Source organism: Bradyrhizobium sp. Ken64, assembly GCF_055807555.1.
Window position 1 is genome coordinate 1 of sequence record NZ_JBVVPA010000025.1, and the last position, 20,626, is coordinate 20,626.

At 64.1% G+C, this 20,626-nt stretch carries 23 protein-coding genes; 9 read left to right on the forward strand and 14 right to left on the reverse strand.

From position 1 onward, the window contains the following. Positions 1-248: 248 nt before the first annotated feature. The gene (locus tag AC0L2F_RS30070) at positions 249-638 is read right to left on the reverse strand and encodes a hypothetical protein (RefSeq protein ID WP_473250863.1); all 390 of its coding nucleotides are present in this window, start codon (positions 636-638) and stop codon (positions 249-251) included. Positions 639-927: 289 nt separating this feature from the next. On the opposite strand from AC0L2F_RS30070, the gene AC0L2F_RS30075 reads away from it, so the two are divergent. Continuing rightward, positions 928-1,185, forward strand: coding sequence for a DUF2798 domain-containing protein (locus tag AC0L2F_RS30075; RefSeq protein WP_473250864.1), 258 nt, complete (start codon positions 928-930; stop codon positions 1,183-1,185). Between the two features lie 50 nt (positions 1,186-1,235). Here the strand turns inward: AC0L2F_RS30075 and AC0L2F_RS30080 are convergent, their stop codons facing one another. The 3 genes from AC0L2F_RS30080 to AC0L2F_RS30090 all read right to left on the reverse strand — a co-directional run bounded on the left by AC0L2F_RS30080 (position 1,236) and on the right by AC0L2F_RS30090 (position 4,474). Next, positions 1,236-3,023: a chloride channel protein gene (locus AC0L2F_RS30080; protein WP_007601437.1), complete on the reverse strand. Its 1,788-nt coding sequence runs from the start codon at positions 3,021-3,023 to the stop codon at positions 1,236-1,238. 12 nt (positions 3,024-3,035) lie between these two features. Next, the gene (locus AC0L2F_RS30085; RefSeq protein ID WP_473250865.1) at positions 3,036-3,689 is read right to left on the reverse strand and encodes an L-fuculose-phosphate aldolase; all 654 of its coding nucleotides are present in this window, start codon (positions 3,687-3,689) and stop codon (positions 3,036-3,038) included. Positions 3,690-3,847: 158 nt separating this feature from the next. Then, a complete protein-coding gene (locus AC0L2F_RS30090) occupies positions 3,848-4,474 on the reverse strand; it encodes a MarC family protein (RefSeq protein ID WP_473250866.1) in 627 nt (208 codons plus the stop codon). Positions 4,475-4,563: 89 nt separating this feature from the next. Between AC0L2F_RS30090 and AC0L2F_RS30095 the strand changes: the two genes are divergently transcribed. From AC0L2F_RS30095 to AC0L2F_RS30115, 5 genes are all read left to right on the forward strand, one after another. Beyond that, positions 4,564-4,770, forward strand: a complete 207-nt coding sequence (locus AC0L2F_RS30095) for a hypothetical protein (protein WP_007612900.1) — start codon at positions 4,564-4,566, stop codon at positions 4,768-4,770. Between the two features lie 111 nt (positions 4,771-4,881). Continuing rightward, positions 4,882-5,448 (forward strand): YciE/YciF ferroxidase family protein, encoded by a 567-nt coding sequence (locus AC0L2F_RS30100; RefSeq protein ID WP_473250867.1) that lies wholly within the window; start codon positions 4,882-4,884, stop codon positions 5,446-5,448. A gap of 154 nt (positions 5,449-5,602) precedes the next feature. Continuing rightward, positions 5,603-5,986 carry an Hsp20/alpha crystallin family protein gene (locus tag AC0L2F_RS30105; RefSeq protein WP_007612908.1) on the forward strand — a complete coding sequence of 128 codons (384 nt, stop codon included), beginning with the start codon at positions 5,603-5,605 and terminating at the stop codon, positions 5,984-5,986. Positions 5,987-5,994: 8 nt separating this feature from the next. Continuing rightward, positions 5,995-8,400: an endopeptidase La gene (lon, locus tag AC0L2F_RS30110; protein ID WP_473250868.1), complete on the forward strand. Its 2,406-nt coding sequence runs from the start codon at positions 5,995-5,997 to the stop codon at positions 8,398-8,400. A 5-nt stretch (positions 8,401-8,405) separates the two neighbouring features. After that, positions 8,406-8,561: a hypothetical protein gene (locus AC0L2F_RS30115; protein WP_167552295.1), complete on the forward strand. Its 156-nt coding sequence runs from the start codon at positions 8,406-8,408 to the stop codon at positions 8,559-8,561. Positions 8,562-8,632: 71 nt separating this feature from the next. Here AC0L2F_RS30115 and AC0L2F_RS30120 read toward each other — a convergent pair whose 3' ends face one another. The 3 genes from AC0L2F_RS30120 to AC0L2F_RS30130 all read right to left on the reverse strand — a co-directional run bounded on the left by AC0L2F_RS30120 (position 8,633) and on the right by AC0L2F_RS30130 (position 12,225). Continuing rightward, positions 8,633-8,935, reverse strand: coding sequence for an HU family DNA-binding protein (locus tag AC0L2F_RS30120; protein ID WP_007601427.1), 303 nt, complete (start codon positions 8,933-8,935; stop codon positions 8,633-8,635). A 357-nt stretch (positions 8,936-9,292) separates the two neighbouring features. Beyond that, positions 9,293-10,525, reverse strand: a complete 1,233-nt coding sequence (locus tag AC0L2F_RS30125) for an acetyl-CoA C-acetyltransferase (protein ID WP_063995438.1) — start codon at positions 10,523-10,525, stop codon at positions 9,293-9,295. Positions 10,526-10,761: 236 nt separating this feature from the next. Next, entirely contained in the window at positions 10,762-12,225 is a 1,464-nt protein-coding gene (locus AC0L2F_RS30130; RefSeq protein ID WP_473250869.1) for a GH1 family beta-glucosidase, read from the reverse strand. 491 nt (positions 12,226-12,716) lie between these two features. Here AC0L2F_RS30130 and AC0L2F_RS30135 point away from each other — a divergent pair, with 491 nt between their 5' ends. After that, positions 12,717-12,923: a hypothetical protein gene (locus tag AC0L2F_RS30135; RefSeq protein ID WP_007601421.1), complete on the forward strand. Its 207-nt coding sequence runs from the start codon at positions 12,717-12,719 to the stop codon at positions 12,921-12,923. Positions 12,924-12,950: 27 nt separating this feature from the next. On the opposite strand, the gene AC0L2F_RS30140 is transcribed toward AC0L2F_RS30135, so the two are convergent. The 6 genes from AC0L2F_RS30140 to AC0L2F_RS30165 all read right to left on the reverse strand — a co-directional run bounded on the left by AC0L2F_RS30140 (position 12,951) and on the right by AC0L2F_RS30165 (position 18,424). Beyond that, positions 12,951-13,358: a hypothetical protein gene (locus tag AC0L2F_RS30140; RefSeq protein WP_473250870.1), complete on the reverse strand. Its 408-nt coding sequence runs from the start codon at positions 13,356-13,358 to the stop codon at positions 12,951-12,953. A 59-nt stretch (positions 13,359-13,417) separates the two neighbouring features. Further along, positions 13,418-13,585, reverse strand: a complete 168-nt coding sequence (locus tag AC0L2F_RS30145; protein ID WP_473250871.1) for a hypothetical protein — start codon at positions 13,583-13,585, stop codon at positions 13,418-13,420. Positions 13,586-13,753: 168 nt separating this feature from the next. Then, complete coding sequence (locus tag AC0L2F_RS30150) at positions 13,754-13,987, reverse strand: hypothetical protein (RefSeq protein ID WP_063995436.1); 234 nt, start codon at positions 13,985-13,987, stop codon at positions 13,754-13,756. Continuing rightward, positions 13,984-14,283: a hypothetical protein gene (locus AC0L2F_RS30155; protein ID WP_473250872.1), complete on the reverse strand. Its 300-nt coding sequence runs from the start codon at positions 14,281-14,283 to the stop codon at positions 13,984-13,986. The genes AC0L2F_RS30150 and AC0L2F_RS30155 overlap by 4 nt, the downstream gene beginning before the upstream one ends. A 142-nt stretch (positions 14,284-14,425) precedes the next feature. Then, a complete protein-coding gene (locus tag AC0L2F_RS30160) occupies positions 14,426-16,912 on the reverse strand; it encodes a TonB-dependent receptor (protein WP_473250873.1) in 2,487 nt (828 codons plus the stop codon). A 153-nt stretch (positions 16,913-17,065) separates the two neighbouring features. Next, positions 17,066-18,424 carry a histidine kinase gene (locus AC0L2F_RS30165; protein WP_473250875.1) on the reverse strand — a complete coding sequence of 453 codons (1,359 nt, stop codon included), beginning with the start codon at positions 18,422-18,424 and terminating at the stop codon, positions 17,066-17,068. Between the two features lie 144 nt (positions 18,425-18,568). Between AC0L2F_RS30165 and AC0L2F_RS30170 the strand changes: the two genes are divergently transcribed. Beyond that, the gene (locus tag AC0L2F_RS30170) at positions 18,569-19,189 is read left to right on the forward strand and encodes a response regulator (RefSeq protein ID WP_473250876.1); all 621 of its coding nucleotides are present in this window, start codon (positions 18,569-18,571) and stop codon (positions 19,187-19,189) included. A 69-nt stretch (positions 19,190-19,258) separates the two neighbouring features. Next, positions 19,259-20,104, forward strand: a complete 846-nt coding sequence (gene fghA, locus AC0L2F_RS30175) for an S-formylglutathione hydrolase (RefSeq protein WP_473250877.1) — start codon at positions 19,259-19,261, stop codon at positions 20,102-20,104. A 7-nt stretch (positions 20,105-20,111) separates the two neighbouring features. Here the strand turns inward: fghA and AC0L2F_RS30180 are convergent, their stop codons facing one another. Then, a complete protein-coding gene (locus AC0L2F_RS30180) occupies positions 20,112-20,612 on the reverse strand; it encodes a DUF3280 domain-containing protein (RefSeq protein WP_007612923.1) in 501 nt (166 codons plus the stop codon). Positions 20,613-20,626: the final 14 nt, after the last annotated feature.

Genomic DNA, 20,626 nt, shown 5'->3' on the forward strand with positions numbered 1-20,626 from the left:
ACGCTGCCGCGTCCACCGCAAGCCCGGCTCGCGAACGTGACGACCACAAGATCGCCCCTCAAGGATGAGCCGGGATGCACGACGCATACGCCATTTCCGAATTTCGGTAAAGCGGAATATTTTTCCCGGAGGGGATTGACGCGCCCGCGACACAGGTCGCGCAACGAGACGCCTCGCGCAGAAGCAACAAGGGGCGGTGCAAAACACCGCCCCTTGGCGCGAAACGAGGCTGCGGCGAGGACAGGCGCCTAATACGGCTGATAATAGCCACGCGGACCATAGTAGGGACCGCCGCCGTAATATCCCTGGCCGCCGTAGTAAGGACCGGGGCCGTAATTATAGCGGTCCTCGTAGTACTCCTGGCGCCTGCTCTCTGCGATCGCGCCGCCGATCAGACCTGCCGCCACGCCCATGAAGGCAAGGCCTGCAGCGTTCGGACCCCGTCGATAATAGCGGTGACGGCGAGCCGCGCTGAAATCGGTCGCAGCCGGAGCGGCCGGGCCCGCAGCAGCGGACTTGGTAGGCGCGGGCGAGTTGGCAGCCGAAGGCGTGATAGAGGCCGAAATCAGAACAAGACTTGCGAAAGCTGCCAACACAACGTTGCGGCCGGCTGCAGAAATCATCGGTCCCTTATTCATCTTGACCTTCCCATGTTCTGCTCAAAGCGACATCATCGAACAAGACTTAATGCGCAAACCACTGAAATGGTTTCGTGATCGCGGCAATCTGCCACGCTTTGAACGATTGTAAACCGAACGTCCAAGTCCAGCTTGCACCATCCAACATGAGCGGATAATGAACAGACGCACCGCTTTTCGGTCGCCGTAAGCGTTTTACGTGAACCAACGCATCAACCGACGCCGTCGGGATCGATGCCATCCTTGGGTTCACCGTGACTGACGCGTTCTATTCCAAAGAGAAAATCAGATGATTGCGGTTCGCAAACTGCCGGCGCGCTATGCGCCGATCGTGATGCCATTCGTGCTGTCCATCCTCATGACGGCCGTGGTGTCGGTCATTTCCACGCTTCGAAGCCTCGGCGCAACGCCGGCGTTCATCGCGACCTGGCCGGGCGCCTGGGCGCTGTCATGGCTGGTCGCCTTTCCCACGTTGCTGATGGTGCTGCCACTGGTCCGCCGGATCGTGGCTTGCGTTGTCGCTGCTCCCTCGCCGCCAGGCCGATAGCAGGCGCGGACGGCGGCGCATGACGCACGCCGTCCCGCTTCCGCGTGACCTTACGATAGCGCGCCGAGTACGCCGCGCGTCGCCTTGTCGATCTCCTCGACATAGCGGCGCCGGGCGAAGGTCTCGGTGAGGAAGCCGACCACCTTGCGGCTGTCGGTGGAATCGACCACTGCCAGCATCTCGGCCTCCGCTTCGTCGAACACCGCCATCGCCGACTTCACGTTCATTTCCGGGATCAGCACGATCTCGGTCAGGCGGGCGAGCTCGATCACCTGGATCTCGTCGGCGATGGTGTCGAGGTCGCCCGAGAACAGATCGGGCAGCAGGACGAGGCCGACATATTCGTCCGCATTGTTGACGATGACGATCCCGGGCCGCGAGCCCAGCGCGAATTCGCGGCGGACCGCGGCGATCGTCGTGGTCGACGGCACCTTGCCGACATCGGAGCGCATCAGCCGCTCGACGGTGAGGTTGCGCAGCCAGCCGACGTCGTTGGCGCTGCGGATGGTCTCGCCGCGCAGATGCAGGCGCCAGGTCGAGAAGGAGTGTCCGAACATGAAGCGGACGCAGATCGAGGTGACGATGCAGCCGGCGAGCACCACGGCGGTGACGTCGACGTTGCGGGTCATCTCGAGCACGAGGAACGACATGGTCAAGGGACCGCCGACGATGGCGACACCGAGGGTCGCCATGCCCGTCAGCATCGCCACCAGCGGATCGATCACGAAGTTCGGGCTGATCAAGAGCAGCACCGCGGAAAAGAACTTTCCGATCAGGCTGCCCACGAACAGCGAGGCAAAGAACAGCCCGCCGCGGAAGCCGGAGGCAAGCGAGATCAGGCAGGCCGTCACTTTCAGGGCGATGATCAGCGCAATCAGACCGATCGTCATGTCGTGAAAGAGATCGAGCACCATGGCGCCGTGGCCGGCCGCCAGCACCTGCGGCGTGACAATCGCAAAGCCGCCGACGATGAGCCCGCCGATCACCGGGCGCAGCCAGACCGGCAACCATTTGAACAGGCGCTCGAACATCGAGGACGAGCGCATCACGGCGATGCCGACGCCGCTGGTGACGAGCGCGAGCCCGATCAGCGCCAGATATTGCTCGACGCCGACGGCGCTCACCTTGGGGATTTCGAGCGAGTATGGCGCGCCGCCGAGCCATTGCGCGGTCAGCGCACCGGCGAGCGAGGCGGCGAGGATCGGCGCGGCGCTGCCGACGGAATAGACGCCAACGATCAGCTCGCAGGCGTAGAAGGCCCCGGTGATCGGTGCACCGAAGGCGGCCGCGATCGCCGCAGCAGCGCCGCAGCCGACAATCAGGCGCAGATCGTTGCGGCGCAGATTGAAGAACTTGCCGAGCAGCGAGGCGATGCCCGAGCCGATCTGGGTATAGCCGGCCTCGAGGCCGACGGAGGCGCCGCAGCCGTTCGAGATCAGCGTCTGGCTCGACACCACCACGCTGTCGCGCATCGACAGATTGCCGCCACGCAGCGCGTTCGCCTCGATCGGATCGACCGCGCTGGAGAGCTTCAGCCGTCGCCGCCACCATTCCATGATACCGAGCGCCAATCCGCCCAGCGCGGGCGCAATCAGCGCGGCCCAGGGACTGACGCTGGTATTGGCGGACAGGCGGACGTCGATGGGAATGCCGTAGATCACCATATGGGCAATCTGCGCAATCTCGGCCATCAGCGTCACGATGGCGCCGGCGAGCGTGCCGATCACCAGCGCCAGCGGGATCAGATAGAATTCGTTGCTGCGCAGCAGCGCCCGCAGCCGAACCATGACACGGTTCGTCCCCTTGCGGTCGGCGAGATGTCTGATCCGCAGGAACACTTTCGGCCCGCCCTACTCTTCCGACATGCCGTAGCCGGACATGCTCTGGCGGACCCGCTCGATCTCGGCGCCCGACAGCAGCGGCGGCTCTCCGATCTGGAGACAGCCGTGATATTGCCGCGCCAGCGTCTCGACCTCGACGGCGAGCCACATCGCCTTGTCCAGCGACTTGCCGACCGCGATCATGCCGTGATGGTCGAGCAGGCAGGCAAGCCGGCCCTCCAGCGCCCGCACGGCATGTTCGGACAGCTCTGCCGTTCCGAAGGTGGCATAGGGCGCGCAGCGGATGCTGTCGCCGCCGGCGGCCGCGATCATGTAGTGCACGGGCGGGATCTCCAGGCCCATGATCGCCAGGATGGTGCAATAGGTCGGATGGGCGTGGACGACAGCGTTGACGTCTGGCCGGGCCTTCAGAATGTCGAGGTGGAAGCGCCACTCGCTGGACGGCTTCTGATCGGGCGCGTGCGAGCCGTTCATCGTCATGAACACGATCTGGTCCGGCGTCATGGCGTCGTAGGGCACGCTGGTCGGCGTGATCAGAAGCCCGTCCACATGCCGGACGCTGATATTGCCCGAGGTGCCCTGGTTGATGCCGAGCGCATTCATGCGGCGGCAGGCGCCGATGATGGCCTCTCTCTTGTCGAGCTCGTCCGCTGTCATCGACATCTCGATTTCCTGACGATGGGCGCCTGTCAGACGGGGAGTACGTCAAGCAATATGGCAGCGCAAGAGAAAGCGGACCGGATCACGCGCGATCCCGCCAGCCGCTTCATGGCATCATGAAATAAACATGAAAATCAACGCATTAACAGATTGTCGCGGCTCTATGACAAGCTCGCCCGGACCGCCGCGATGCCGTTGATCACGAACTGCACCGAATAGGCCGCGAGCAGCATGCCGAGCACGCGCGAGAGGACGGCGTTGCCGGTGCGCCCAAGGCTCCGCGCGATCATGTTCGCGGAGACAAAGCAGGGCATGCAGAGCAGGCACACGGCGAGGACGACCGCGATGATGATCGCGAGCCTCGGCCCGTAGCCGGCATCGCCCGTCAGGAGCAGCGTGGTCGCGATCGCGCCGGGACCGGCCATCATCGGGATCGCCAGCGGGAATACCGCGACGTCGGAGGCATGCTCGGAGCTCGCCTTGTCGGCCTCGCGGGCCTCGCGATGCGGACGGTCGCCGAAGATCATCTGGTAGGACACGCCGAACAGCAGCAGTCCGCCGGCGATCTGGAAGGCGGGGATGCCGATCCCGAGCTGGCGCAGCAGCCAGTTTCCGATCAAGGCAATCACCACCAGGATCGACGCCGCAATCAGCGGCGCGCGTAGCGCGATGGTGCGTTTGGTCTTGTCGGGCATGCCTCCGGTCGCGGCGAGGAAGGCGGGCGCAAGGCCCACGGGATCGACCACCAGCAGCAACGTGACGAACGCGGACAGGGAGAAATCAATCATGTCTCGGTGGGCTCCCTGGACACAGGAACGATGGCTGGCGGACTGACTTAGCCCGGCAGAACCGCTTTGAAAATCACCGGAGATGCACAATGAGCGACAGTGGAATTGGAATGTTGCTGGGCCACCTTTCGGGCAACCTGCTCTGGCTCTGGTTCATCGGAGCCTTCGTGCTCGGTGGGGTCCTCGTCTACGGCGTGGCGAAGGCGGGCCGCCTGCGGCGCCGCGAGCGCGCGCAGCTCGACCGCAACACCGAGGAGCGGCAGCGCCAGGAAGATCCTTACAAGCGTCCGACCTGAGCGACGCGGCGAGTGAGCTTGCCGTTTGGAACTTTCGTTCACCTAAAGGCTTGGATCGCCTGAGGATTGAGGAAGGCGATGCCTTCCCGTGTCACCTCGACAGGAGGATTTATGGCCAAGAAAGCGAAGAAGCGCACAACCAAGAAATCGTCGACGGGCCGCCCCCGTCAGGCGCCGAAGATGTTGAGCGACCTATTCCTGGAAACGCTCAAGGACATCTATTTCGCCGAGAACAAGATCATCAAGACCTTGCCCAAGATGGCCAAGGCTGCCAACTCGAAGGAGCTCGCGGCGGCTTTCAACAAGCATTTGCGCGAGACCCAGGGCCAGGTCAAACGTCTCGACCAGATCTTCAAGATGCTGGGCAAGCCGGCCCGCGGCAAGCCTTGCGAAGCGATCAACGGCATCACCGACGAAGGCGCCGAGATCATGAAGGAGTTCAAGAACGCGCCTGCGCTCGACGCCGGCCTGCTCGCAGCCGCGCAAGCGGTCGAGCATTACGAAATCTCCCGCTACGGCACGCTGCGCACCTGGGCCGAGGAGCTCGGCATGCAGGACGCTGCAAGGCTGCTCCAGGCGACGCTGGACGAGGAAGAGGCGACCGATCACACGCTGACCGAGCTTGCCACCTCCGTGATCAACCTCGAGGCGGAAGAGGAATACCGCCAAGCGGCCTGAGCCACACGTGGCGTGACGACGAAACGCCGCGGCCCAAAGGCCGCGGCGCTTGTGTTTTCGGATCGCACGATCCGCATGGCACCTCCGCGCCGCCGGGCTGGAATTCTCGGGAACCGGCCCCATATTCAGCGTTCCCCACCGCCGAGCCCGCATCATGCAACCCAAAAATCCCCTCGACTGGATGCTGTCCGAAGCCCTGGACTCGCTGACGCGCGCCGAACGGCTGCGCCAGCAGTTCGGCCGGCAGGACGCCTGCTGGGAGCCACCGATCGACGTGCTCGAAACCGAGCATGAGCTCCTGATCCTGGTCGCGCTTCCCGGCGTCAATCCCGACAATGTCGAGACTGTCATCCATGACGGCGTGCTCGTCATCTCCGGCCAGCGCACCCTTCCGCCGGAGCTTCGCAACGCCCGCATCCACCGGCTCGAACTGCCGCAGGGGCGTTTTGAGCGCCGCATTGCATTGCCTGTTGGCCGCTACGCCATCAGCCGCTTCGTGATGGACGGCTGCGTCGCGCTGCGCCTCGCCAAATCCTGAGGTCGATCATGGCCACCGAACCAATGAATACCGCACCGACCAATCCCCAGAGCAATTCCGACGTGAAGATTCCCGAAGACGCGCTGATCATCATTCCCGTGCGTGAGATGGTGCTATTCCCCGGCGCCATCGCGCCGATCGCGATCGCGCGGCCGAAGTCGGTCGCCGCCGCGCAACAGGCGCTGCGCGAGCAGCGGCCGGTCGGCATCGTCCTGCAACGCAGCCCCGAGACCGAGGAGCCCGGACCGGACGACCTCTATCGGGTCGCGACCATCGCCAACATCGTGCGCTACATCACCGCGCCCGACGGCACCCATCACATCGTCTGCCAGGGCGTGCAGCGCGCGCGCATCCTCGACTTCCTGCCAGGGACGCCGTTCCCGGCCGCGCGGATCCAGCAGATTCCGGAGCCGACCACGAGCACGCCCGAGATCGAGGCCCGCGGGCTGAACCTGCAGCGCCAGGCCATCGAGGCGATCGAGCTGCTGCCGCAGGCGCCGCCCGAGCTGATCGCGATGTTCCAGGGCACCACCGCGCCCGGCGCGCTGGCGGATCTGGCGACCTCATTCATGGACATCAAGCCGCAGGACAAGCAGGAGGTGCTGGAGACCATCGACCTCGCCCTGCGCGTCGAGAAGGTGTCGAAGCATCTAGCCGAGCGGCTGGAGGTGCTGCGCATCAGCAACGAGATCGGCCAGCAGACCCGCGCCAGCTTCGACGAGCGGCAGCGCGAGGCGATCCTGCGCGAGCAGATGGCGACCATCCAGCGCCAGCTCGGCGAAGGCGACGGCAAGGCGGCCGAGGTCGCCGAGCTGACTGCCGCCATCGCCAAGGCCAACATGCCGCCCGAGGCGGACGCGCATGCGAAGAAGGAGCTGCGCCGCTACGAGCGCATGCCGGAGGCCGCCGGCGAGGCCGGCATGGTCCGCACTTACCTGGACTGGCTGATCGAGCTGCCGTGGGCGCTGCCTGCGGAGAAGCCGATCGACATCAAGGAAGCGCGCCGCATCCTCGACGCCGACCACTTTGGCCTGGAGAAGATCAAGAGCCGGATCATCGAATATCTGGCGGTGCGCAAGCTGGCGCCGCAGGGCAAGGCGCCGATCCTGTGCTTTGTCGGACCGCCCGGCGTCGGCAAGACCTCGCTCGGCCAGTCCATCGCACGCGCGATGGATCGTCCCTTCGTGCGCGTCAGCCTCGGCGGCGTGCATGACGAGGCCGAGATCCGCGGGCATCGGCGCACCTATATCGGCGCGCTGCCCGGCAACATCATCCAAGGCATCAAGAAGGCCGGTACCCGCAACTGCGTCATGATGCTGGACGAGATCGACAAGATGGGCCGCGGCGTGCAGGGCGATCCTTCCGCTGCAATGCTGGAGGTGCTCGACCCCGAGCAGAACGGGACGTTCCGGGACAATTACCTGGGCGTGCCCTTCGACCTGTCGCGCGTGGTGTTCATCGCGACCGCCAACATGCTCGACCAGATCCCCGGTCCGCTGCTGGACCGCATGGAGCTGATCAGCCTTGCCGGCTACACCGAGGATGAGAAGCTGGAGATCGCACGGCGCTATCTGGTGCGGCGGCAGCTCGAGGCCAACGGCTTGACGCCGGAGCAAGCCGAGATCGAGCCGGAAGCGCTGAAGCTGGTGGTCAAGGGCTACACCCGCGAAGCCGGCGTGCGTAACCTCGAGCGCGAGATCGGAAAGCTGTTCCGCCATGCTGCCGTGCAGGTCGCCGAGGGCACGGCTGCCAAGGTCGTCGTGACGCCGAAGGATATCGGCACCGTGCTCGGCCAGCCGCGCTTTGAAGGTGAGATCGCACAGCGCACCAGCATTCCAGGCGTGGCCACCGGCCTTGCCTGGACGCCGGTCGGCGGCGACATTCTGTTCATCGAGGCGTCGCGAGTATCAGGCCGCGGCGGCATGATCCTGACCGGCCAGCTCGGTGAGGTCATGCGCGAGAGCGTGCAGGCTGCGATGACGCTGGTGAAGAGTAAGGCCACGCAGCTCGGCATCGATCCGCAGCTGTTCGAAAAGAGCGACATCCACGTTCACGTGCCCGCAGGCGCGACCCCGAAGGACGGGCCGAGCGCGGGCGTCGCGATGTTCACGGCGCTGACGTCCCTGCTCACCAATCGCACGGTGCGCAGCGACACCGCCATGACCGGCGAGATCTCGCTGCGCGGCCTGGTGCTGCCGGTCGGCGGCATCAAGGAGAAGGTGGTGGCGGCTGCGGCCGCTGGCCTGAAGCGGGTGATGCTGCCGGCGCGCAACAAGCGAGACTATGACGACATTCCGCAGAGCGCGCGGGATAACCTCGAATTCATCTGGCTTGAGCGCGTCGACGAAGCCATCGCCGCGGCGCTCGAGCCGGCCGAGGCCAAGATCGAGGCCAAGATCGAAGCGGCGGAGTGAATGCGATGAAAAAACTGCTGGAAAGAGCGAAGCGATCGCGGACAACGCAACGGCTGCGCCAGTTGCTCGATCGCGCCATCGACGGGGTTCGCGATGCGCTGGCGGCATCAGGACCGCGGCTTCAGCCGATCCCGGTCCGCGCGAAGCGCCGCAAGGGTTGAGCCCTCCGTCTCAAGTCCTCGCGACAGCCCCGAACAAAAGGCCCCCTCCACGCGAGGGGGCCTTTGCGTTGTTAGCCCACGGCGTCCTTGGCGGCCTTGACCGGGCGGGCGCGGACGATCTTGCGGGCCGGCTTGGCCTTGAACATCATCTCTTCGCCCGTGAACGGGTTGGTGCCCTTGCGCGCCTTGGTCGCGGGCTTCTTGATGACCACGAACTTGGCGAAGCCCGGCACCAGGAACAGGCCGTTCTTCTTGAGCTCCTTGTGACCGACGTCGGTCAGCGTCTCCATGACGCTCTTGACGTCACGCTTGGAAAGCTCGGTGGTGGTCGCGATCTTTTCGATCAGCTGCGATTTCGACATTTGGGTGGCCATCGTGTCTCCTCTGATTCGTTGACGGCTGCATATTAGACCAACCGGTGAAGGCCTATAGCCTTCTGCACAGTTTTGTCGGGGTTTTACGGGCTTTTTTGGCCCTCTGTGGCAAAAAACCCTGCTTTTTAGCCACTTCCGGAGCGGGAGAAGCCTCAGGCAGCGGATTTTACCTTGTTTCAAAGGCCCGCACGCAGCCTTGCTAAAGCTGATTCGATGCTTTCGACAAGCGACGACCGGCCTCTTTGTCGAAAGCCGGCCGCGATTCACCCTGAAAAATAAGGCTAGATCGTCGTGATGCGGCGATGGCGGGTACTTTCTCTCCCTTATTTCTAAGGAGCGCGACGAGCTTCGCTCGCGCTAGATACGTTCGATGATGACGGCCGGGGCCATGCCACCGGCCGCGCACATGGTGACGAGACCGCGCTTCAAGCCGCGCCGTTCGAGCTCGTCGAGCACGGTGCCGATCAGGATCGAGCCGGTGGCGCCGATGGGATGGCCGAGCGCGATCGAGCCGCCATTGACGTTGACCTTGGCGCGGTCGAGCCGGAGGTCGCGGATGTATTTTTCCGCAACCACGGCAAAAGCCTCGTTGATCTCGAACAGGTCGATGTCGTCGATGGTCAACCCCGCCTTCGCCAGCACCTTGCGCGTGGCCGGCACCGGCGCGTTCAGCATCAGCGTCGGCGAGTCCCCCATGTTCGCCATTGCGACGACGCGGGCGCGCGGCTTCAGGCCGTGCGCCCTGGCGTAAGCGGGCGACGCCAGAAGGATCGCGGCGGCGCCGTCGACGACGCCGGACGAATTGCCGGCGTGGTGCATGAAATCGATCTCGAGGTCGGGGTACTTCTGCAGGATCAGACCGCGATAGGTCGTGCCCTTGTCGTCGAGCGCATGGTCGGCGACCGCGGGGAATGCAGGCTTCAAAGCGCTCAGCCCTTCCATCGTGGTCTGCGGCCGCGGATATTCTTCATGGTCGAGCGCGAGGCTGCCGTCCTCGCGATGCACCGGCACGAGGCTCTTCTTGAAGTGGCCGTTCGCGATCGCATGCGCGGCACGCTTCTGGCTTTCGAGGCCGAGCGCGTCGACGTCCCTGCGCGTGATGCCCTCCAGCGTCGCGATCGCGTCGGCGCAGACGCCCTGATGCGACTGCGGATGCTGCGCACGCAGGCGCAGATTGCCGTTGTCCATCATCATCGGGCCGCCGCCGCGGCGTCCTTCCATCGACATCATCTCGCAGCCGCCGGCGACGACGAGATCTTCCGCGCCCGCCATGATCGAGCTTGCGGCCATGTTGACGCTGGTGATGCCGGAGCCGCAGAAGCGGTCGAGCGTCACGGCACTGGCGCGCACGTCGTAGCCGGCGTCCAGCGCCGACATGCGGCCGAGATCGCCGCCTTGCGTTGCGACCTGCGCGCTGCAGCCCCAGATGATGTCGTCGACGTCGGCGGTGTCGATGCCGGTGCGCGTCGCCAGCGCACGCAGCACGGTTGCTCCGAGCTGCTGCGGATGAATGCCGGAGAGCGCCCCCTTGCCGGCCTTGCCGACGCCCCGCGGGGTTCGGCAGGCATCGATGATGAGTGCGTCGGTCATTGGCGTGTCCTCTTGTTATGAGTGGTTGAGGACGGTTTTGAATAAGGCAGAGAGTGGAGTCAATGCGCGGCGCTGCACTCCCTCTCCCCGTTCTTACGGGGAGAGGGTTGGGGTGAGGGGCTGTCTCAACAAAGACGGTGACAGACGGACTCGCGGAGACTCCCCCTCACCCGGATTTTCCGCTGCGCGTAAAATCCGGCCTCTCCCCGCAAGCGGGGAGAGGCGAAGAGACGCCGCTACGCCCCCGCCGCGTTCTTCGCGATCACGTTGCGGTAGAAGCTTGCGCTGAGTTTCGGCGTGCGCACCTGGGTGTCGAAATTGACGTGGTAGAGCCCAAAGCGCTTGTTGAGCCCGAACACCCATTCAAAATTGTCCATCAGGCTCCAGAGGAAATAGCCGCGCACCGGCACGCCTTCGGCGGTAGCGCGCTGGAGCTGGGCGAGGTAGTTGCGCAAATACATGATGCGGTCGGTGTCGTAGATCTTGCCGTCGGGCGTCACGACGTCGTCGCCGGAGGTGCCGTTCTCGCTGATATAGATCGCATCTGTCTTCCAGATCTTCGCCGCCAGCTTCGGCACCCAGTAGATCGTCTCGGGGCCGACGCGCAGCCAGTCCGAATTCATGTGCGGGAACGATTTCGGCATCGGCAGCGGCATGAAGCCCGCGCCCTGGTCGGAGGCCACCACGTAGTTCTGTGGCGCGTAGATGTTGAGGCCGAGGAAATCGACCGGCGAAGAGATGATCTTCAGCTCCGCATCGGTGTATTTCGGCGCAGCGCGCCCGGCGAACTTCAGGAAGGCGTCGGTATACTGGCCCGTCATGATGACGTTGAGATAGCCCGCGTTCATCTCGCGCAGCGCGATCTCGGCGGCACGGACGTTCTCCGGCGTGTCGATCGCGGGCGCGCAGGCATCGATGTTCTCGGCCGGTCCCACCCTGGTGCCGCGGCGGCCATGGGCGCGCACCGCCTGCACCGCGAGCCCGTGCGCGAGCGCGCTGTTGTGCCTGATCTGATTGACCTCGGCTTGTGGCAGCGTCACGCCCGGCGCGTCGATGCCGATGCCGTAGCCGAAATGGACGAAGCGACCGCTCTCGTTCAGTGTGAAGACGTTCTTGACGCGATCGGTCAGGTGCTCGGCGACATAGGCCGCGTAATCACCGAAGATCCTGCAGGTCTCCGTCGATCGCCAGCCGCCAAACCGGTCCTGGAGCGATTGCGGCAGGTCCCAATGATAGAGCGTCAGCCACGGCTCGATACCATTCTTGAGGAGTTCGTCGACCAGGCGGTTGTAGAAGTCGAGTCCCTTCGGGTTGGGCTTGCCGTCGCCGTCCGGAAACAGCCGCGGCCAGGCCACCGAGAAGCGATAGGCCTTGCAACCGAGCTCCCTGATGAGCGCGATGTCCTCCTTGTAGCGGTGATAGTGCTCGTTGGCGCGGTCGCCGGTGGTGCCGTCCTCGATCTTGCCGGGGATGCGAACGAACTTGTCCCAGATCGAGGCCCCTCGCCCGTCCTCGTTGACCGCACCCTCGACCTGATAGGACGAAGTCGCCGTGCCCCAGACGAAGCCCGCCGGAAAGCCGTCCACGTTCCGCGGCGGCGATGCGGGCTTGGCGTCCGCGACCTCGAGAGGATTGGCGATTCCGGCTGCGGACAATCCCGCCAGCGTGGCGAACTGGCGACGCGAGACCTTGTCCGACATTGATCCTGCTCCGGGGTGATGCTCTTGCGGCGGCACCATGGCGAATCGCGGGTCGTTTGAGAAGCGGGCGAGCCGAGGGCCGAGGATGCAGGATTGCAGAATGCGACAAAGTTGTCCGAAAGGGGCCACGGCGATCGTCGGCAGAGCTACCCCAAAGCCGAAATACCAGCCCCGCCGTGATTTGAATTCCAGCCCAATCCGGCGAGGAAGTTGTCAGTTCCCTCGATACGAAGGCCCGTAGGCTCACAGAATGCCATAAACCGCTCGGAAATTACGACCAAAGTTCGCAAATATGGCGTATGGTGCGCCATCGCCGCTCCGCTCTGGGCGATTGTCTGTCTGCACCGGTCAAGCAAGGGAACGACTGACTTATGACGCGATTTGACCGCATGGGACTGTGGTGACCTCTTCCGCTTGACCAAGCGCCTGTCCTGCCAGGGATACAACGACTGACCCCGCGTCAGAGCCACTGTGAATTTCGAGGTAGATATATGTCGTATGCCTACAAGCTGAATGAAGACGTTCGCCACCAGCCGCAAGGCCCGCAAGGACGTGCCGCAACTGAGCCACCGATGATTTACACCATCGTCCAGCATATGCCCATCGAGGCCGATGGACGTCTCCGATACCGCATCAAGTGCAAGTCGGAGAAAATCGAGCGAGTCGTCACGGAAGATCAGCTTTCGTATTCGCAGTGATCTGCTTGATGACGGTGGCTTCCGCGATCAGCGCGAGCGCTTCGGCAACTTTGGCAGCTTGTCGGGATTGAACGGCGGCATCTGCCGGCTTCGTTCAGGTGCGGGCGTCTGCTGTTCCGTCAGAATCAGCGTACCCTGGAGGACCATTCCCGGCACCTGCACTGCCGTCGCCGTGTAGGTCGCGACCTTGCCCGGGCAGTTTCCCTCGATATCCAGCGTGAGCTCATCATCGACGCCGAACATCGTTGCGCGTCCGTCGGTGTGGCGCTTCGTCGACACGGTGGCGGTGAAGCGATCTCCGTCGATCTTGCAAGAGCCGTGATAGGTCATCAGGCTGTCGCAGCCCCAGATCTGTCCGTCTGCGACGTGGACGATCCCGGTCCCCTGATCGAGCGGTGTCTTGTACCAGGCGGCGTAGGTGCCGTCCTTCAGCATGGGAGCAGTCTCCCGGTATTCCCTCGCGCATCATCCACACGATCAGCGCTAACAAAGCGTTAATCGCGCGGCCCGTGCCAATCCTGGCTATCCCTGCGCAGCTCGGCTTCCAGGTCCTCGATGATGCTGTGAAGCAGACACGCGGCAAGTGGATCGGTCACTTCGCGCTCCAAACGCCGGTAACGCGCGATCTGAAATTCCTGCTCTCTCAACTGGTGCTCTGTCATCGGACGGGCCCTCCGACAAACCGACGCAGAGACAGCCAAGTCGTTTCGTTACAATTTTAGGATCATTCGCTATGGTTTCCGATCGGTAAAAACAACGCGACGCCGGGCTTCGCCGGCGCGCGGGATCATCGGACGTGTCAAAGGTCGATACGCCGACATGCGCCGCTGTTACGGCACATCACCGCTTCTCCGACTCTCGCCGATGCTGTGCGGCTTGTTGAGGAAGAACTCCCGGTTACCGAGAGCCGCTTCCGCGTATTGATCAATCGCAACCTGGATGGCCTCGATGTGCATGCGGCACCAGCCCTCGAGGCAGGACAGGCGCCGCGCATGATGGAGCGCCTTCAGAAATTCCGGGGGCTCCTGCATGTCGGAGAAGTAGGTCGGCCTCTCCCCCTTCATGCCCGTGCCATCTCTCGCGGCGGAACAAGGCGGTGCTTCTCACCACCAACGCGCGATGGCATCGGCCGACGGCGGGGAACGAAGAGGCTGGCGACGACGATCGGGTCGGTGTCTCCGAGCGCGGCCCGCTCCTGAACGAGGCCGCTCATCACTGTGCGCATCTTCATGACTTCGCCTGCGACGAAGCTGCAATCCTCGTCCCTGTTGATCTGCTCATGCATGATCGCCTCGGCCTCACGCATGCTGACTCGTAACGCCCTGATGATCCTGCGGATTTCGTTGATGCGGTTGTCCATGGCTCGCTCCCTTGGCTGGACGAGCAACATAAGAACAAAACATGAACAATGAGTCAATCGGCTTGAGGTAGAACAGAGCCGGCGTGACACGCGGTTCCGGGCGGCGCCACCCCGCGCCAGCCCCCGGGCTTACCGAGCCAGATCAGAACGTCACCCGCATCCCCGCATAGAAGGCGCGCGGCCTTGCCGGACTGAGCGAGCGCGGGTCGGTGAACTCGGCACCGCCATTGGTGAAGTTGGGCACGGCTTTGGTGTCGAAGAACTGTCCGTAGGTCGCGTAGCGCTTGTCGAAGATATTGTCGATCTTGCCGTAGAGCTGGACGTTCTTGGTCACCTGGTAGGACGTGTGCAGGTTGAACACGGTATAGGACGGCAGCTTCGCATATTGGTTGGACTCGTCGCCGACCAGATATTGGCTGGAGACGAACAGCGCGTTGCCGCCGACTTTCCAGACGTCGGTGACGGCATAGTCGATGCCGACCTTGACGCGATGGCGCGGGATCGCCGGGAGCTTGTTGCCGGGCAGCACCTGAATGGTCTCGGTGACAGTATCCCTGAACGGGCTTTCGGAACCGAGCGCGAAAGCATCGAGATAGCGTGCGTCGACGAACGCGTAACTCGCCTGAAACTGAAGCGTGGGCGACTTGATGTTGACCTCGGCTTCGAGCCCCTGACGCCTGGTACGGCCGACGTTGGAGAAATAGCCGAAGCCGGTGCGGCCGACTGCGGGAACGGCGACGATGTCGTCGTAATTGGTGGCGCGGAAGCCGCCGATCTTCCAGCCGAGCGTGCCGATGTTCAGCTCCCTGCTGCCGCGCAGACCCGCCTCCACGGTCTTGGACACGACCTGCTTCAATGGCGGATCGGAGACGAGAAACGCGGCAATGAGACAGGGACGGGCAGGATCGGCGCAGCCGAGTTCGAGTGGCGTCGGAACGCGGTTGGCCTCGGAATAGCCGGCATAGGCCGTCAGCTCCGGCGTGATCTTGTAGGTGCCGCCGATCACCGGATTGAAGCGGGTGAAGGTGTGATCGCCGTTGAGATCGGTCCCGAGCTGATCCTCCAGCGTGATGCGCGCCACGTTGAAACGGCCGCCGCCGGTGACAGCGAAGGCGTCCGTGATATTGAACGTGTCCATTGCGTAGAGGCCGTTATACTGGTTGACGGTCCGCAGCGAGACAGGGCCGGCAACGGTATCCGGTACGCCGGTTGGCCCCAGGAAGAGGCCGCTGCCGCTGACGACGTAGTTTTCTCCGATCGTCCCGATTTCGGCGGTGGCGTTGTAGCGCGTGACACTGGCGTCAAAGGTCGTGCCCATCACGAAGCGGTTGTCGTGGCCGAACAATTGATCGGTGTTGGTGGCCTGCCCCGAGACGCCGAAGGTGGTCGAGCGTATCGAGCTGCGGTCGATCTCGCCGAGGATGGTCCCGGACGCGAAAGGATTGGCAAGCGGCAGGCCGTTCACGCCGTTGGCCGGTGTGGCGCCGTCGCCGAAGCAAAGAAGGCCGCTGAGCCCCGGATCGGTGCATTCCTGCGCGTCGGTCGGATTGCCGTCGACGAGCTTCTGCTCGTACCGGCGCACATGGGCGGTGCCTTCGAGCGTCCAGGTCGGCGTCGCATCGACCTTGCCCGTCAGGTTGAGATAGCCGACGCGGTTGGAAGTGGTCTGCGGGGTCGTGTAGGTCGCGCCCCAATATTTGTCGAGCAGCTCGGCGGGACCGGCGGCGCTGGCGCCGAAATCATTCTTGGCGACGCCCATGTTGGCGTGGAATTCGCTGTCGCCGGCCTTGTAGCCGACATCGCCGTAGAAGCGCCGCACGTCCGACTGGGAGAAATTGCGGAAGCCGCTGTCGTGCAAGCCTTCGAGCGCGGCATAGACGCCGAAGTTCTTGTCGACCGTCTTGCCCCATTGCGCCGAGCCCTGGATGCGGCCGAACGAGCCGCCCATGAGATCAAGCTCCGCGCCCTGATAGGTGAAACCGTCCTTCATTTGCAAATTGATCGCGCCGCCCAGCGCGTTGAGGCCGAAGGCGGGGTTGTTGGTCACGAGCGTCACCGACCGGATCGCCGCGGTCGGGATCAGATCCCAGTTGACGGCGTCGGAGAAGGCTTCGTTGATGCGGACGCCATTCTGATACACCGCGAGGCCTTGCGGCGTGCCCGTCACGGGCGAGGCAACGAAGCCGCGGAATTCGATGTCCGGCTGAAACGGATTGCCGGTGACCTCGCTGATGTTGACGCCGGCGATGTTGTCGCGAAGCGCGTCGGTGATGTTCATCGAGCCGGTGCGCTTGATCTGGCTGGCGTCGACGGCGTTGATCGCCGACGGGACCTTGTCGACGTCAAGACCTCTGCCGGTACCCGGCGCGGTCGGGTAGACGTAGAGGCGCGTCCTGGGGCTCGCGGATGACGGCGCTCCGATGTGCGCGACCGGACGCGATGACGCAGTGCGCCGCGCCGTTGACGGCGGCGGCGCCGTCACCTCGACCGGCGGCAGGTTTTGGACGTTGGTTTCCTCGTCCGGCGCGGCCCACGCGGGGATCGCAAAGACGGAGAGCAGCCCGGTCGAAACCGAGGCCATCAACAAACGACGATTGAACCCAAGCTTGAACCGAACGCGATCGCCCATCCCAGCCTTCCCATCCGTCACCACCGGCTGTTTTGATTTTCGCCGGTTGGTCGAAACGAGTGTAATCGGCAGCGATGACTGCGCCAGCCACAAAAGGTCGGGCCGTATCCGCACCAATCTTCCCGACCAAATCGGGAATTTTTCCCGACGCGATCAGGCCGCCGCCGTCGGAACCAGCGCCTCGACGGTCAGACCGCCTTCACCGGAGACGACGTTGAGCGTGCCGCCCAGCGCGAGAATCCGCTCGCGCATGCCGACGAGCCCGAAGCCGAGCTTCTGGCCCGGCTCCATGCCACGGCCATTGTCGCTGACCCGCACCCTGGCACAGCTGCGGCCGTCGCTTGCCGCCTGCGTCACCGGCTCGATGACGACATTGACCGAGGTCGCCCCGGCGTGGCGGAACACGTTGGTGAGCGCCTCCTGCACGATGCGGTAGATGGTGAGGTCGGCGGTCTCCCCGGTGACGCCAAGCGCCGGCGAGATCACGGTCTCGATAGTGACATCGGGATGCGACTCCCGCCACAGCCGCGACATCGATTCCAGTGCCTGGCGCAGGCCGAGCTCGGCCAGACCGACGGGACGGAGGCGCTCCAGCACGCGGCGATTGAACTGCTGAAGCGCATTGATCTGCTCCAGCATGGCACTGCCGTGTTTTCGCACGGCCTCCGCACTCGGGGCGCGTCCGTCCGCCTGCTTCGCCAGCGCGCTGGCATGCGCGCGCAGCGAGAACAGATATGGCCCGAACTCGTCATGGAGCTCGCGTGCGATCTCCTTGCGCTCGACGTCCTGGAGCGACACCGTTCGCTCCGCAAGGCGCCGCTTGTCCTCGATGGCGTCACTGAGCGTTGCCGCAAGATGGTTGAGCTTGGTGCAGATCGCGGCGAGCTCCGGCGCGCCGCCCGGCGCGACGCGCGCCTGATAGCGCCCGTCTTCGAGCTCGGCCATCACATCCGCCAAGGACTGGAGCGGCGCCAGTGCCCGGCCGACCACATTCATCATCACCAGGAACAGCGCCAGCGCGATCGCCGAGCCGACCTCGAGCTGGGTTACGATGGCGTCCCATATCTCGGCAATCTCGTCATCGGGATGGGAGGTGATCAGCAGCGAACCCGGCTTGCCATGGATCGAGACGGGTACGCTCACCGCGGTCTGCTCGGGATGAACCAGGCTGACGAACCAGGCCGGCGGCGCGCGGGTGTCGTCATCGGCGTCGGTCCGGGGCTGCGTCAGCGGACTGCCGGCTTCGTCCCGAAGCGCGATGCTGACATGGCGCAGACGGCTGAGGTCGCGCGCGATCTGGTTCAGCCTCGCATCCGGATCGGGCGCCTCGTTGAGATCAGCAACGATCATTTCGATGAATTCGCGCGCGAGCCGGATCACGCTCTGGTCCTCGGCCCGCACGCGCGGTCCGGCTTCCGCGACCTGGCGGCCGATATTGACGGCGAGTCCCAGCGCCAGCAGCAGCGCCAGCAGCAGGTTGATGCGCCCGCGCAAGGATAGATTTTGCCACATTGGTCTCGCCCGCGCCCCGCGAAGGATTGGCCTGCGCCTGTCCGATAACGTTGACAGAGGCGAAGCGCCCGATATCTAATCGAAAGCGTACAGCAATCCCGGCCGGGCGCGAAACAGGCCAAGACGCTGTCGCGAGGAACGCCCATGCGCATTTTGATCGTCGACGATCATCCCATCGTCGCCTCCGGCTGCCGTGCCGTGCTGGCGGACGAGGGCGAGATCGAGATTTTGGAGGCCGCCGACGCCGAAGACGGCGAGTGCGTCTTCATCGTCGAGCGCCCCGACCTCTCGATCATCGACATCAACCTGCCGACCGTGTCCGGCTTCGAGCTCGCGCGCCGCATCCTCGGGCGCGCGCCCGAGGCTCGAATCATCATGTTCAGCATGAACGACGACCCTGCTTTCGCCGCGCGTGCGATCGAGTGCGGCGCCAAGGGCTATGTCTCCAAGACCGGCGACCCCGACGATCTCGTCGAGGCAATCCGCACCGTCGGCGGCGGCGGCACCTATCTGCCGAGCGCGATCGCGCGCAGCATCGCCTTTGCCGGACCCGCTCTGGCGCAAAGCCCGCTGTCGAAGCTGAACGCGCGCGAGATGGAGATTTTGCGGCTGCTCAGCGCCGGAAAGAGCCTATCCGAGATCGCCTGGCTGGTGCAGTCGTCCTACAAGACTGTCGCCAACACCTCGTCCATCATGCGCCAGAAGCTCGGGGTGAAAACCTCTGTCGAGCTGGTGCGCCTGGCGATCGACAGCGGCGTGGCCTGACGGCGCCACGAATTCGGTCACACAAGCGTTGCAATCCTGATGTGGTGTGATGCCACGGAGCATAACGGCATGACGATCCAGACTGTCTCGACCAACACATCCTATGGCGGCGTGCAGGGCGTGTATCGCCATGCCAGCCAGGCGACCGGAACCGACATGACGTTCTCGGTCTACGTTCCTCCGCATGCGCAGAGCGCCAAACTGCCCGTGGTCTGGTATCTCTCCGGCCTCACCTGCACCCACGCCAACGTCACCGAGAAGGGCGAATTCCGCAAAGCCTGCGCCGAGCTCGGCCTGATCTTCGTCGCGCCCGACACCTCACCGCGCGGCCCCGACGTGCCGGGCGATGCCAACAATGCCTATGATTTCGGTCTTGGGGCCGGCTTCTATGTCGACGCGACGGAAGCGCCGTTTTCACGCAATTATCGCATGTGGAGCTACGTCACCGACGAACTGCCGAAACTCGTGGCAGAGAATTTTCCAGTCGATGCAAAGCGCCAATCGGTGATGGGCCATTCGATGGGCGGCCATGGCGCGCTGACGGTGGCGCTGCGCAACCCGCACCGTTTTCGCGCGGCCAGCGCCTTTGCGCCGATCGTGGCGCCGTCGCTCGTGCCCTGGGGCATCAAGGCGCTGACCGGCTATCTCGGACCGAACAAGGACGTTTGGCGCAGCCACGACACGGTGGCGCTGATCGAGGACGGCGCGAAGTTTTCAGGCTTCCTCGTCGACGTCGGCGAGGCCGATAATTTCCTGAAGGAGCAGCTTCGTCCTGAATTGCTGCAGGCGGCCTGTGCCAAGGCCAACATCCCGCTGACGCTGCGACTGCAGGCGGGATACGACCACAGCTATTATTTCATCTCCACCTTCATGGGCGATCACCTGCACTGGCATGCGGAGAGATTGAAGGGGTAAATCCCCCTCACGGCTTGCCGTAATTCGGTGCCAGCAAGCGGTTGCGGATCAGATAGTTCATCGTGCGCGTCCAGGATTCATCCGTATTGCCGCGCATGTCGGCACTGGCGGCCGTGATCATGTTGCCGGTCTTCACGTCGCGCAGGTAGATGTTGAGGTTGATGATCAGGTTCGAGACCTTCTGCACCATGCCGGTGATTTCCAGATCGGCACCCAGCTGCCCGGCAAGCTTGAGGTCGCAGCCGCCGCAAGCCTGCAGATTGCTGTGACGGGCCGCATCCCGGATCGGCGCGATATCGAGCAGCTGGAACCTGCCTGACTCAACCAGTGCCTTGCGCAACTGCTCGCTGATGAGTTCGAGCCGCGCCTCCTCGGGCTTGGATCCATAGAACTCGCCGGGCAGGCTGGTGTCGATCAGTTCAAAGTCGAATACCGCGAGTTTCGGCGGATCGGCGAGCGCGGCCGAGCCCGTCAACAACAAAGCTGCGAAACATATCAGCGCTCGCATGATCGTGATTCCCG

What these genes read in the sequence shown, in the direction of transcription:
- AC0L2F_RS30070 (WP_473250863.1), bottom strand. Translation starts at nt 638, where the DNA reads ATGAATAAGGGACCGATGATTTCTGCAGCCGGCCGCAACGTTGTGTTG.
- AC0L2F_RS30075 (WP_473250864.1), top strand. Translation starts at nt 928, where the DNA reads ATGATTGCGGTTCGCAAACTGCCGGCGCGCTATGCGCCGATCGTGATG.
- AC0L2F_RS30085 (WP_473250865.1), bottom strand. Translation starts at nt 3,689, where the DNA reads ATGTCGATGACAGCGGACGAGCTCGACAAGAGAGAGGCCATCATCGGC.
- AC0L2F_RS30090 (WP_473250866.1), bottom strand. Translation starts at nt 4,474, where the DNA reads ATGATTGATTTCTCCCTGTCCGCGTTCGTCACGTTGCTGCTGGTGGTC.
- AC0L2F_RS30095 (WP_007612900.1), top strand. Translation starts at nt 4,564, where the DNA reads ATGAGCGACAGTGGAATTGGAATGTTGCTGGGCCACCTTTCGGGCAAC.
- AC0L2F_RS30100 (WP_473250867.1), top strand. Translation starts at nt 4,882, where the DNA reads ATGGCCAAGAAAGCGAAGAAGCGCACAACCAAGAAATCGTCGACGGGC.
- AC0L2F_RS30105 (WP_007612908.1), top strand. Translation starts at nt 5,603, where the DNA reads ATGCAACCCAAAAATCCCCTCGACTGGATGCTGTCCGAAGCCCTGGAC.
- lon (WP_473250868.1), top strand. Translation starts at nt 5,995, where the DNA reads ATGGCCACCGAACCAATGAATACCGCACCGACCAATCCCCAGAGCAAT.
- AC0L2F_RS30115 (WP_167552295.1), top strand. Translation starts at nt 8,406, where the DNA reads ATGAAAAAACTGCTGGAAAGAGCGAAGCGATCGCGGACAACGCAACGG.
- AC0L2F_RS30120 (WP_007601427.1), bottom strand. Translation starts at nt 8,935, where the DNA reads ATGGCCACCCAAATGTCGAAATCGCAGCTGATCGAAAAGATCGCGACC.
- AC0L2F_RS30125 (WP_063995438.1), bottom strand. Translation starts at nt 10,525, where the DNA reads ATGACCGACGCACTCATCATCGATGCCTGCCGAACCCCGCGGGGCGTC.
- AC0L2F_RS30130 (WP_473250869.1), bottom strand. Translation starts at nt 12,225, where the DNA reads ATGTCGGACAAGGTCTCGCGTCGCCAGTTCGCCACGCTGGCGGGATTG.
- AC0L2F_RS30135 (WP_007601421.1), top strand. Translation starts at nt 12,717, where the DNA reads ATGTCGTATGCCTACAAGCTGAATGAAGACGTTCGCCACCAGCCGCAA.
- AC0L2F_RS30140 (WP_473250870.1), bottom strand. Translation starts at nt 13,358, where the DNA reads ATGCTGAAGGACGGCACCTACGCCGCCTGGTACAAGACACCGCTCGAT.
- AC0L2F_RS30145 (WP_473250871.1), bottom strand. Translation starts at nt 13,585, where the DNA reads ATGACAGAGCACCAGTTGAGAGAGCAGGAATTTCAGATCGCGCGTTAC.
- AC0L2F_RS30150 (WP_063995436.1), bottom strand. Translation starts at nt 13,987, where the DNA reads ATGAAGGGGGAGAGGCCGACCTACTTCTCCGACATGCAGGAGCCCCCG.
- AC0L2F_RS30155 (WP_473250872.1), bottom strand. Translation starts at nt 14,283, where the DNA reads ATGGACAACCGCATCAACGAAATCCGCAGGATCATCAGGGCGTTACGA.
- AC0L2F_RS30160 (WP_473250873.1), bottom strand. Translation starts at nt 16,912, where the DNA reads ATGGGCGATCGCGTTCGGTTCAAGCTTGGGTTCAATCGTCGTTTGTTG.
- AC0L2F_RS30165 (WP_473250875.1), bottom strand. Translation starts at nt 18,424, where the DNA reads ATGTGGCAAAATCTATCCTTGCGCGGGCGCATCAACCTGCTGCTGGCG.
- AC0L2F_RS30170 (WP_473250876.1), top strand. Translation starts at nt 18,569, where the DNA reads ATGCGCATTTTGATCGTCGACGATCATCCCATCGTCGCCTCCGGCTGC.
- fghA (WP_473250877.1), top strand. Translation starts at nt 19,259, where the DNA reads ATGACGATCCAGACTGTCTCGACCAACACATCCTATGGCGGCGTGCAG.
- AC0L2F_RS30180 (WP_007612923.1), bottom strand. Translation starts at nt 20,612, where the DNA reads ATGCGAGCGCTGATATGTTTCGCAGCTTTGTTGTTGACGGGCTCGGCC.